At 71.5% G+C, this 12,269-nt stretch carries 7 protein-coding genes; 6 read left to right on the top strand and 1 reads right to left on the bottom strand.

What is annotated here, in order from left to right; translation table 11 throughout:
- The first annotated feature begins 175 nt into the window (after positions 1 to 175).
- From HD601_RS32395 to HD601_RS32370, 6 genes are all read left to right on the top strand, one after another.
- A complete protein-coding gene (locus HD601_RS32395; protein ID WP_184829091.1) occupies positions 176 to 4,447 on the top strand; it encodes a ThuA domain-containing protein in 4,272 nt (1,423 codons plus the stop codon).
- Positions 4,448 to 4,474: 27 nt separating this feature from the next.
- Complete coding sequence (locus tag HD601_RS32390; protein WP_184829088.1) at positions 4,475 to 5,974, top strand: glucoamylase family protein; 1,500 nt, start codon at positions 4,475 to 4,477, stop codon at positions 5,972 to 5,974.
- Between the two features lie 82 nt (positions 5,975 to 6,056).
- Positions 6,057 to 6,305, top strand: a complete 249-nt coding sequence (locus HD601_RS32385; RefSeq protein WP_184829086.1) for a hypothetical protein — start codon at positions 6,057 to 6,059, stop codon at positions 6,303 to 6,305.
- A 227-nt stretch (positions 6,306 to 6,532) separates the two neighbouring features.
- Complete coding sequence (gene ppdK, locus HD601_RS32380; protein ID WP_343076468.1) at positions 6,533 to 9,253, top strand: pyruvate, phosphate dikinase; 2,721 nt, start codon at positions 6,533 to 6,535, stop codon at positions 9,251 to 9,253.
- A gap of 102 nt (positions 9,254 to 9,355) precedes the next feature.
- On the top strand, positions 9,356 to 10,066 hold the full coding sequence (locus tag HD601_RS32375) for an LPXTG cell wall anchor domain-containing protein (RefSeq protein WP_184829084.1): 711 nt from the start codon (positions 9,356 to 9,358) through the stop codon (positions 10,064 to 10,066).
- Positions 10,067 to 10,257: 191 nt separating this feature from the next.
- A complete protein-coding gene (locus tag HD601_RS32370; RefSeq protein ID WP_184829082.1) occupies positions 10,258 to 10,950 on the top strand; it encodes a hypothetical protein in 693 nt (230 codons plus the stop codon).
- 64 nt (positions 10,951 to 11,014) lie between these two features.
- Here HD601_RS32370 and lhgO read toward each other — a convergent pair whose 3' ends face one another.
- Positions 11,015 to 12,217 (bottom strand): L-2-hydroxyglutarate oxidase, encoded by a 1,203-nt coding sequence (gene lhgO, locus HD601_RS32365; RefSeq protein ID WP_184829080.1) that lies wholly within the window; start codon positions 12,215 to 12,217, stop codon positions 11,015 to 11,017.
- Positions 12,218 to 12,269: the final 52 nt, after the last annotated feature.

Raw genomic sequence — 12,269 nt, 5'->3', positions numbered from 1 at the left:
TTGGTACGGAAATCTCTTCGTAACCGGTTACTGATACCGGTTACATTCGGCGGGCGGCCAGCCGAATCCAGGGGCCGGGCACCGGGGGGCAGGGGGACTCGATGGAGAGGAACCGCTCATGGCTCAGCCCGGACCGCGCCGGCGACGACTCAGGCGCACGTCACGCACATCGGCGGTGTGGGGAGCGATCCTCACGCTGCTCGCCGCCCTGCTGACCGCGGCCGGAGCCCAGACCGCCGTGGCTCATCCGGGCCACGGCGGCTACTCGATCCTCGTCTTCAGCAAGACCGCCGCGTTCCGGCACGACTCGATCCCGGCCGGCATCGCGGCGATCCGGCAGCTGGCCACCCAGCACGAGTTCACCGTCACGGCCACCGAGGACGCCGGCGCGTTCACCGACGAGAACCTCGCCCAGTACGACGCCGTCGTCTGGCTGTCGACCACGGGCGACGTGCTGAACGACGAGCAGCAGGCGGCGTTCGAGCGCTACATCCAGGCCGGCGGCGGTTATGCCGGCGTCCACGCGGCCAGCGACACGGAGTACGACTGGCCGTGGTACGGCGAGCTGGTCGGGGCCTACTTCCAGGGCCATCCGCGCAACCAGGACGCCACCATCACCGTCGCCGACCGCGCCCACCCGTCCACGCAGCACCTCCCGACGGACTGGCAGCGCTTCGACGAGTGGTACTCCTTCCGCACCAACCCGCGTGGCGACGTGCACGTGCTGGCCAGCCTCGACGAGTCGACGTACGACCCCGAGGCGAACCCGATGGGCCTCGACCACCCGATCGCCTGGTGCCAGGCCTACGACGGCGGCCGCTCCTGGTACACCGCGGGCGGGCACACCACCGAGAGCTACTCCGAGCCGGAGTTCCTGCAGCACCTGCTCGGCGGCATCGAGACCGCGGCCGGCGCGACGGCGGCCGACTGCGGCGGGACGGTGTGGGACACATTCGACAAGGTCCCGCTGGACACCGGCACGGCGAACCCGATGGAGCTAGACGTCGCGGCGGACGGCCGGGTGCTCTACGTCGAGCGGGCCGGCGAGGTCCGCATGATCGACCCCGAGACCAGCCAGACCACCGTCGTCGGCACCCTCGACGTCTACACGCAGCGCGAGGACGGCCTGCTCGGCATCGCGCTCGACCCGGCCTTCGCCGAGAACGGCTGGGTCTTCCTCTACTACTCGCCGGACGGGACGGAGGCCGAGCAGCGCCTGTCGCGGTTCACGCTCACGGGCACGACGCTGGACCTCGCCAGTGAGGTGCAGCTGCTCGAGGTGCCGGTCGACCGGGCGGTCTCGGGCCACGCCGGCGGGAGCCTGAGCTTCGACGCCGCCGGCAACCTCTACCTCGCCACCGGCGACGACACCAACCCGTTCGAGTCGCAGGGCTACGCGCCCATCGACGAGCGGCCGGGCCGGGCGCCGTACGACGCCCAGCGCAGCTCGGCCAACACCAACGACCTGCGCGGCAAGGTGCTGCGCATCCACCCCGAGCCCGACGGCAGCTACACCGTCCCCGACGGCAACCTGTTCGCTCCCGGCACGGCGCAGACGCGGCCAGAGATCTACGCCATGGGCTTCCGCAACCCGTTCCGCATCGAGGTCGACGGCGCGACGGGCGCGCTGCTCGTCGGCGACTACGGGCCGGACGCGCCGCAGGCGGACCCCGACCGCGGCACCGAGGGCCAGGTCGAGTGGAACCGCATCACCGCGGCCGGCAACTTCGGCTGGCCGTACTGCCACGGCGCCGGCCCGTTCCGCGACTGGGACTTCGCCACCAGCACCGCCGGCCCGGCGTTCGACTGCGCCGCCCCCGTCAACGACTCGCCGAACAACACCGGCCTGACCGAGCTGCCCCCCGTCACAGCACCCGACATCTACTACGGCCGCTCCGAGTCCGGCACCAACGCGCCCGAGATGGGCACCGGCGGAGGCGCCATGGCCGGCCCGGTCTACCGCTACGACGACGCGCTGGACTCCGACGTCAAGTGGCCGCAGTACTACGACGGCGCCGCGCTGTTCTACGAGTGGACGAACACCGAGGACGGCTACGTGCGGCCGTTCGACAACGACGTCTGGGAGATCCGGCCCGACGGCGACGACGACGCCCACGACATCAACCCGCTGCTCACCAGCATGCAGTTCCTGCGCCCCATGGACATGACGTTCGGGCCCGACGGCGCGCTGTACGTCATCGAGTGGGGGACGGGGTTCGGCGGCAACAACGCCGACTCCGGCATCTACCGCATCGAGTACGCCGGCAGCGGCACCCGGCCCGTCGCCCAGGCCGGCGCCGACCCTACGTCCGGCGCGCTGCCGCTCGAGGTGCAGTTCAGCAGCGAGGGCTCCGGCCACCCGAGCGGACTGCCCGTCACCTACCACTGGGCGTTCGGCGACGGCGCCGAGTCCACCGACCCGAACCCGACGCACACGTACACCGTCGCCGGCCAGTACTCCGCCCGGCTGACGGTGATGGCCGAGGACGGCGCGACCCGCTCGCAGACCGTCCAGATCACCGCCGGCAACACCGCGCCGGAGGTGACCCTCGACCCACCCGTCGAGGGCGGCTTCTTCGACTTCGGCGACGACATCGCGTTCGACATCGACGTCACCGACGCCGAGGACGGCTCCACCGGCGACGGCACCATCAGCTGCGACGGCGTCGACCTGCAGGTGCTCTTCGGGCACGCGGGCCACGCGCACCCCGTCGAGGTGCTGCCCGGCTGCGAGGGCACCGTCGCGACCAACACCGACGAAGGACACCCCGCCGGCGAGGACCTGTTCTGGGTGCTCGAGGCGCGTTACACCGACCAGGGCGGCGACGGCGTCGGCGCGCTGACCGGGCGCGACCTGCACGTCCTGCAGCCCAAGCTCAAGGAGGCCGAGCACTTCCAGACGATGAGCGGCATCCAGCTCGAGGCGACCAGCGACCCGCGCGGCGGCCGGCAGAACATCGGCTTCATCGACGACGGCGACTACATCTCCTACGACCCGATGAACCTCGCCGGGATCGACGCGATCACCTACCGGTTCGCGTCGGGCGGCAGCGGCGGGCGCATCGAGATCCGCTCCGGCGCGCCCGACGGCCCCCTGGTCGGCGACAGCGGGTTCATCGAGCCGACCGGCGGCTGGCAGTCCTGGAAGGACGTCACCGTCCCGGTCGAGGACCCCGGCGGCACCCACGAGCTGTTCTTCGTGTTCCGCCACGAGCCCGGGTCGACCGGCCTGTTCAACCTCAACTACCTGAAGTTCCGCGGCAAGGGCGTGTCGGTCGACGCGCGGCCGGAGATCTGGTCGGTCGAGGCGACGCCGCCGTCCGGCGAGCTGCCCTACGAGGTCACGCTCAGCGCCGAGGCCACCGACCCCGAGGGCCAGGAGCTCACCTACGCCTGGGACCTCGGTGACGGCACGACGGCCACGGGCGCGGAGGTGACCCACACCTACGAGCTCTCCGGCGTCTACCGGCCGACGGTCACGGTCACCGACACGGCCGGCTCGGTGGCGCACGACTCCGTCCGGGTCGAGGCGGTGCCCGAGGCGTCGCCGCCCATCGAGTGCGCCGACCCGGGCAGCGACCCCGCCCCGGACGACGAGTTCGACGGCGACCGGCTCGACGGCTGCCGCTGGGACCAGGTGGTCCGGCCTGACCTCAACCGGTTCCGGGTCGAGGGCGGCCAACTGAAGATCGACACCACGCCGACCAACCTGTTCGACCAGCACAACAACGCGCCGAACCTCATGCTGCAGTCCATGCCCGCCGGCGACTGGGTGGTCGAGACGAAGGTGTCCGGCCCGGTATGCGAGCGCTGGCAGCAGGGCGGCCTGCTGGTCTACGAGAGCGACCAGACCTTCCTCAAGCTGGACTACGTCGGCACCTCGCCGGTCGGAGAGCCGTGCGAGCGCAAGATCGAGATGCGCCACGAGATCGACGACATCTTCCAGCCGGCGTTCCCCGAGGTCACGCTGCCCGCCGACGTCACCACCTGGTGGCTGCGGCTGGAGAAGTCCGGCACGACGTACACCGGCTGGTACAGCGCCGACGGCGTGAACTTCGAGCAGGTGGGCGTCATCGAGAACGACCGGCTGGCCACGGCCGACGTCGGGCTCTACGCGTTCGGCCAGGAGCAGACGCAGGCGACCACCGTCGCGTTCGACTGGTTCCACGTGCTCGAGTCCGGGCCGCCGGACGCCTGCCCCGACTCCGACGAGAGCCCGACCGTCGTCATCCGCGACGTCGACTCCGGCGTCACCAACCACGAGCGCGAGGACGGCTGCACCGTCGAGGACCTCATCGAGGACGAGGCCGAGTGGCCGAGCGAGGGCCGGTTCCTCATGCACGTCCGCAGCGTGACCCAGCACCTCGTGCACGACGGCGTGCTGACGCGCACCGAGCGCAACGAGATCATCGCCGCCGCCGGCCGCAGCCGGCCCGCCGGCAGCTGACCCCGTCCACCCCGGAAAGGACTGTTCATGCACCTACGACGAAGCGCGAAGGCCGTCGCCGCGGGGGCCGCCCTGGCCCTGGCGGCCGGCCTGGCCCTGCCCACCCAGGCCACACCGACCGTCGCGGCCCGGCCCGCCGACGGCCTGTCCGCCGCCGACCGCGCCACGCTGCAGCGCTACGCCGAGGACACCTGGGCGTCGTTCGTCGCGATGACGGACGAGGCCAGCGGGATGCCCGCGGACAAGCTCAAGCACGACGGCACCACCAGCGTGCAGACGTCGACCACCAACATCGGCGCCTACATGTGGAGCGCCGTCGTCGCCGAGGAGCTCGGCATCATCGAGCGCGCCGAGCTGGTCGACCGGCTCGCCGTCACCCTCGGCACGCTGGAGGGGCTGGAGCGGCACGAGGAGAGCGGCCAGTTCTACAACTGGTACGACCACCACACCGGCGAGGTCATCACCACCTGGCCCGACGACGGCAGCACCGTCGTCCCGCACCTGTCGTCGGTCGACAACGGCTGGCTGGCGACCGGCCTGCAGGTCGTCACCGAGGCCGTCCCGGAGCTCGCGGAACCGGCCCGCGCGCTCTACGACAGCATGGACTTCGGGTTCTACTACCGGCCCGAGGTGAACCGGATCCTGTTCCACTACGCGCCCAGCACCGGCGCCGCGCCCTGCTGCTACGACACGCTGGTCAGCGAGAGCCGCATCGCCACCTACATCGGCATCGCGAAGGGCGAGCTGCCGCGCAAGACCTACTTCGGCACCTGGCGCAGCTTCCCGAACACCTGCGACTGGAGCTGGACGGAGCAGAAGTCCGAGGGCGAGCACCGCACCTACCTGCGCCAGCAGGTCTGGGAGGGCGCCTACCAGTACCGCGGCATCGAGGTGGTCCCCGGCTGGGGCGGCAGCATGTTCGAGGCGCTCATGCCGTCGCTGTTCGTGCCCGAGGAGTCCTGGGGCCGGCGCAGCTGGGCCGTCAACCACCCCAACACCGTCCAGGCGCACATCGAGCACGGAATGGAGGAGGCCCAGTACGGCTACTGGGGCTTCTCGCCGTCGAACAACACCAACGGCGGCTACAACGTCTACGGCGTGGACGCGATCGGGATGGACCCGAACGGCTACCCGTCGAACAACGACGCCACCCTCGTCGACCCCGGCTGGGAGGGCTGCGACAAGCCGGCCCAGCCGGCGCCCGAGCCCGAGGACTACACCAACGGCGTCGTCACGCCGCACGCCTCGTTCCTGGCGCTGCGCTACGCCCCCGAGCAGGCGATGGAGAACCTCGCGAACCTGGAGGACGACTTCGACATCTACTCCGAGTGGGGCTTCCGCGACGCCGTCAACGTCGGCACCGGCACCGTCGACGAGTGGTTCCTCTCACTGGACCAGGGCATGGTGATGGGCGCGATCGGCAACGCCCTCGCCGACGACCTGCTGCGCGACGCCTTCGTCACGCCCGACGTGCAGGCGCGGGTGAAGCCCGTCATCGCCATGGAGGAGTTCACCAACTACCGCTGACCGGCCGGCACCGGCGCTGCCCCTCGTCCGCGAATTGGGCGAGGGGCAGCGGGCCGGCGGGGTTCATCCGTATCTTGGCGGTATGCAGGCAGGACTCCTCGACTGGGCTTCGACCACCGCCGTGGACCTGCAGCCGGTGCTGCGGACCGTCGCCGTCACCGTCGCCATCGTGTTCGTCATCTACAAGGCCGTGCAGTCCAAGTTCTCGCTCGGCACCATCGTGGTGTCCGCGCTCGCGGCCGGCATCTTCGTCTGGCTGGTGTTCAACGTGAACCAGCTCAGCGACACCATCGGCGAGGACCTTCCCGGCGGCTCGTCGGCTCCCGGCTGAGCTCCCGCCACTGGTAGGGAGAGGTCCGTACCAGCGCGTGTGCCGTGCATCACGCGCCGCCCACCATGGGATCGGGGCCGGACGCGGGGAACGGGGGCACGGGTGGCCGGGACGGTCGCTCGCGCCGGAATTGGTCCGGATGTGGTCCAGGCGGGCGCTCCGTCCGCGTCGTTAGGCTCCGCGAAACTCGCTCGTTGGATGCCGTACGCGACACGGAGGGCCGGCCTGTGCAGTACGTTTTCGACTTCACCGAGGGCAGCAAGGACCAACGCGACCTGCTCGGCGGCAAGGGTGCCAACCTCGCCGAGATGACGTCCCTGGGGCTCCCCGTCCCGCCGGGGTTCACCATCAGCACCAAGGCGTGCCGCACCTACCTGGCCACGGGCCGCGAGCCCGACGGCCTCGCCGACGAGATCGAGTGGCATCTCAGCGGCCTCGAGTCGGGCATGGGCAAGCGGCTCGGCGACGCCACCGACCCGCTGCTGGTGTCGGTGCGCTCCGGGGCCAAGTTCTCGATGCCCGGCATGATGGACACCGTCCTCAACGTCGGCCTCACCGACACCTCCGTCGAGGGGCTGGCCGCGGTCGCCGGCGACGAGCGGTTCGCGTGGGACTCCTACCGCCGGCTCATCCAGATGTTCGGCAAGACGGTGCTGGGCGTCGACGGCGAGCACTTCGACAAGGCGCTCGAGGCGCGCAAGCACGCGCGCGGCGCCTCGTCGGACGTGGATCTCGACGTCGCGGACCTGCATGAGCTGGTCGCGGAGTTCAAGGAGATCGTCCGCCGCGAGAGCGACGTCGACTTCCCGCAGGATCCGCGCGAGCAGCTCGACCGCGCCATCCACGCCGTCTTCGAGTCCTGGAACACCGAGCGGGCCCGCATCTACCGCCGTCAGGAGCGCATCCCCGACGACCTCGGCACCGCCGTGAACGTCGTCGCCATGGTCTTCGGCAACCTCGGACCCGACTCCGGCACCGGCGTGGCGTTCACCCGCGACCCCGCCACCGGCGAGCAGGGCGTCTACGGCGACTACCTGCCCAACGCACAGGGCGAGGACGTCGTCGCCGGCATCCGCAACACGCTGGCGCTGGCCGAGCTGGAGCGGCTGGACAAGGCCTCGTACGACCAGCTCCTCGACATCATGGAGACGCTGGAGAAGCACTACCGCGACCTCTGCGACATCGAGTTCACCATCGAGCGCGGAAAGCTGTGGATGCTGCAGACCCGGGTCGGCAAGCGGACGGCGGCAGCGGCGTTCCGCATCGCCGGCCAGCTGGTCGACGAGGGCCTCATCGACGCCGACGAGGCGCTGTCGCGGGTCACCGGGGCGCAGCTCGCGCAGCTGATGTTCCCGCAGTTCGACCCCGCCGCGGCACGGACGGCGATCGCCCGCGGCATGGCGGCCAGCCCCGGCGCCGCCGTCGGCAGGGCCGCGTTCGACTCCGCCACCGCCGTCGAGTGGGCCCAGCGCGGCGACGACGTCATCCTCGTCCGGCGCGAGACCAACCCCGACGACCTGCGCGGCATGGTCGCCTCGCGCGGCGTCCTCACCTCACGCGGCGGCAAGACGTCGCACGCCGCCGTCGTCGCCCGCGGCATGGGCCGCACCTGCGTCGTCGGCGTCGAGGCGCTGCGGGTCGATCCGCGAGCGCGCGAGTTCACCACGCCCGACGGCGCCCGGGTCGCCGAGGGCGACGTCATCTCGATCGACGGCGGCACCGGCGAGGTGTTCCTCGGCGAGGTACCGGTGGTGCCGTCGGCCGTCGTCGACGCGCTGTACGGCGACGCGGCCCCGTCGGCCCCGACGGGGCCGTCGACCGCGGCGGATGGTGCCCGGCAGGAGGTCGTCGACGCCGTCCTGCGGCTCATGCGCCACGCCGACGACCGCCGCCGCATGGAGGTGCGCGCCAACGCCGACACCGGCGAGGACGCCCGCCGGGCCCGCGACCTCGGCGCCGCCGGCATCGGGCTGTGCCGGACGGAGCACATGTTCCTCGGCGCGCGGCGCAAGATCGTCGAGCACGTGATCCTCGCCCGCACGCCGGAGCAGCGCGACGCCGGCCTCGACGAGCTGCGCCCGCTGCAGCGCGCCGACTTCACCGAGATCCTCGAGGCGATGGACGGCCACCCGGTGACGATCCGGCTGCTCGACCCGCCGCTGCACGAGTTCCTGCCCGACATCACCGACCTGTCCGTGCGGGTGGCCGTCGGCGACGCGACCGGCTCGCCGGATCAGGAGGCGGCCGCGTTGCTCGCCGAGGTGCAGCGGCTGCACGAGCAGAACCCGATGCTCGGCATGCGCGGCGTCCGGCTCGGGCTGGTCGTGCCGGGGCTGTTCCAGCTGCAGGTGCGGGCCATCGCCGAGGCCGCCGCGTCGCTGCTGGCGCGCGGGCTGGACCCGCGGCCGCAGATCATGGTGCCGCTGGTGGCTGCCGTCCAGGAGCTCGAGGCGATCCGCGACATGGCCGAGGCGACGGTGGCCGAGGTCGCGGCCGAGACCGGGACGGAGCTGCGGTTCCCCATCGGCACGATGATCGAGCTGCCGCGCGCGGCGATGACGGCGCACGAGATCGCCGAGGCGGCCGAGTTCTTCTCCTTCGGCACCAACGACCTCACCCAGACGACGTGGGGCTTTTCGCGCGACGACGTCGAGGCGACGTTCTTCCCGGCCTACCTCGAGCGCGGCATCTTCGGCGTGAGCCCGTTCGAGTCCCTCGACGCCGACGGGGTCGGGCGGCTGGTGTCCATCGCCGCCTGGGAGGGCAAGGAGACGCGCGGGGACCTCGAGCTCGGCGTCTGCGGCGAGCACGGCGGCGATCCGGACTCGATCCACTTCTTCGAGTCGATCAAGCTGGACTACGTGTCGTGCTCGCCGTTCCGGGTTCCGGTGGCCCGGCTGGAGGCCGGCCGTGCGGCGCTGGCGACGGAGGGCAGCGACAGTCGCTGAAAACGGACAGGCGGGGCACATTGCGACCAAGCGTGCGGATTCGATACTCTCCGTCCGCTTAATGTCGAAATGAGAGCGTTTTCATACTCAAGGGGCACCACCATGCGCCGATCCGCATTCCTTGCTGCCGTTTTGCCGGCAGCCCTCATCGGTGCCGCAGCCGTCGGCACCCTGTCCGCATCCGCCGCCGAGCCCGACGAGGTCCTCGTTGGCAACATCACCTCCTGCAAAAACGACGTCGTTGACGGTGAGATCTACTGGGAGGGCAACACCACCCCTGGGACCTCGCTGAACCACCCGTGGTTCACCGACACGGTCTCCGATGACGACCTGTCGCTCGACATCACCGACATCAGCGATGGCATCGACCTCGCCGCGCTGGTGAGCAATGGTGAGCAGACGAACCTCTACCTCTGGACCAACGATCTCACTGACCTGACCGCCCCGGACATCGACGGTCAGTCCGCTGAGATCGCGAACTACACGGTCTGCAAGGTCCACCCGTACCCGCCCACCGAGCCCCCGACGGAGCCCCCGACCGAGGAGCCCACGGAGCCTCCCACGGAGGAGCCGACCGAGCCGCCGACCGAGGAGCCCACCGAGACTCCGTCGGAGACGCCGAGCGAGACCCCGTCCGAGACGCCGTCGGAGACCCCCAGCGAGTCGCCGTCGCAGACCCCGACTCCCTCGGAGACGCCCGAGGAGCCGGCCCTGCCCGACACCGGTAGCTCGCCGACGGTTCTCATCGCGGCCGCCGCGATCCTGCTGGCCGCCGGTGCGGCCGCGCTGCGTCACCGCTTCGTCAAGCCGTAGTTCGCACCGATGCCCGCCGGGCGCGTGACCACCTGGTCACGCGCCCGGCGTGTCGTTTGTGGACGCTCGTTGCCTTGCACGCCCGGTGTCCGATATGTTCCCCCTGCCTCCGCAGGGGCGCTTCTGTGTGTGCACCTACTTCTGACATCTGAGGGGCAATAGTGCGTACCACTGTCATTGCTGCTGCCTGCGTGGCGGTCGCCCTGGGGGCCGCGCTGCCGGCCGCCGCCGGCGAGGAGCCGGACGACCCGCAGTTCTTCGATCACGACAACGTCACCACCTGCGAGGCCGCTATCGCCGCCGGTGCGAACTTCACCGGCGACACCGAGCTCGGCGAGGACATCGTCGAGGGCACCGTCACCGACGGGAAGATCCTGGAGATCGAGCAGGTCGACGACTCATGGACCATCACCGCCGTCATCGTCAAGGGTGGTGACGGCTACCACGTCTACACCCAGCCGCCGTTCGAGGGCCGCGAGTTCGTCTCGCCGCTGAACAACGGCGGTCAGCTCCCGAACATCAGCCACTGGTTCGTGTGCGGCGAGGAGAACGGCGAGGAGCCCACCACGCCGCCGACCGAGCCTCCCACGGAGGAGCCCACCGAGCCGCCGACCGAGGAGCCCACGGAGCCTCCCACCGAGGAGCCGACGGAGACCCCGTCGGAGTCTCCCTCCGAGTCGCCGAGCGAGTCCCCCAGCGGGTCTCCGTCGGAGTCGCCCAGCGGGTCCCCGAGCGACACCCCATCGCCGTCGCCCTCCGAGGGTGACGACGATGGCGGCGAGCTGCCGGACACCGGTGGCTCTCCCGCGGTGCTGCTCGGCTCCGCGCTGGTGCTGCTCGCGGCCGGTGCGCTCGCGCTGCGGCACCGGTTCGTGAAGCCGTAGCCACCCGGCTCGACCAGCACGCCGATCGAGCGCTCGGTCCTTCGGGGCCGGGCGCTCGTTCGCGTCAGTCGCCGAGGAGCTCGCCGACGACGTCGTCGGCGATGGCCAGGCACGCCGTCGCGGCCGGCGAGGGGGCGTTGCGGATGCACATGATGTTGCCGCGCCGGCTGGAGCGGAAGTCGTCGACAAGGGTGCCGTCGGCGGCCATGGCCTGGGCGCGGATGCCGGCCGGCGCGGGCACGAGGTCGGCGACGGTCAGCTCGGGCAGGTACTCGCGGGCGGCCGCGGCGAACCGTCGCCGGCTGTACGACCCGCGCAGCTCCTGGACGGCGGTGCGCCGGTTGGACCAGGCGAACCGGCGGAACCCGCCCCAGCGGGCCAGCCGGAAGAGTTCGGCGGGGTCGACGTCGCGCTTGCGGTAGCCCTCGCGGGCCAGCGCCAGCACGGCGTTCGGCCCGACCATGACCTCGCCGTCGACCCGCTTGGTGAGGTGCACGCCGAGGAACGGGTAGCGCGGGTCCGGCACCGGGTAGACCAGGCCGTTGACGAGGTGCCGGCGCTCGGGCCGGAGCAGCGCGAACTCGCCGCGGAAGGGGACGATGCGCGGGTACGGGTCGTCGCCGGCGAGGCGGGCCAGCCGGTCGGACTGCAGGCCCGCGCACACGACGACGCGGTCGAAGGCCAGGGTCTCGCCGGACGCGCCGGTGACCCGGACCTCGTCGTCCGACTGGTGGAAGTTCGTCACCTCGAAGCCGGTGCGCACCGTCCCGCCGGCGTCGACGGCGTCGGCCAGCAGCGCCGCGGCGATGGCGGCGAAGTCGACGATCGCGGTGGAGGGGGAGTGCAGGCCGGCGACGCCGCGGACGTGCGGCTCGAGTTCGGCCAGCTCGTCGGGGTCGAGCGTGCGCACGCCGGGCACGTCGTTGGCGATGGCGCGCTTGTGCAGGTCGTCGAGGCGGCCGCGCTGGGCCTCGTCGAGGGCGACGATGACCTTGCCGCACTCGTCGTACGTCAGGCCCTTCTCGTCGCAGTAGGCGCGCAGCAGGCCGACGCCGCGGCGCGAGAACCGGGCCTTCGCCGAGCCGGGCGTGTAGTAGATGCCGGCGTGGACGACGCCGCTGTTGCGCCGCGTCTGGTGCAGCGCCGGCTCGGGCTCCTTCTCGAGCACGGTGACCGTGGCGCCGTCGGCCGAGCGGGCCAGGGCGCGCGCGATGGCGGAGCCGACGATGCCCCCGCCGACGACCGCGTAGTTGGACGGTTCACTCATGCGCCGCGCCTCCCCCTGGACGGACCCTGGCGCCAGGGTACTGGGCGCGGCG

The organism is Jiangella mangrovi, assembly GCF_014204975.1.
Classification (GTDB): Bacteria; Actinomycetota; Actinomycetes; order Jiangellales; family Jiangellaceae; genus Jiangella; species Jiangella mangrovi.
The sequence above is the reverse complement of the archived record's forward strand: the minus strand, read 5'-3'. Positions and strand labels throughout refer to the sequence as shown.

Coding starts and splice junctions, on each gene's coding strand:
- HD601_RS32390 (WP_184829088.1), top strand. CDS start 4,475: ATGCACCTACGACGAAGCGCGAAGGCCGTCGCCGCGGGGGCCGCCCTG.
- HD601_RS32385 (WP_184829086.1), top strand. CDS start 6,057: ATGCAGGCAGGACTCCTCGACTGGGCTTCGACCACCGCCGTGGACCTG.
- HD601_RS32375 (WP_184829084.1), top strand. CDS start 9,356: ATGCGCCGATCCGCATTCCTTGCTGCCGTTTTGCCGGCAGCCCTCATC.
- lhgO (WP_184829080.1), bottom strand. CDS start 12,217: ATGAGTGAACCGTCCAACTACGCGGTCGTCGGCGGGGGCATCGTCGGC.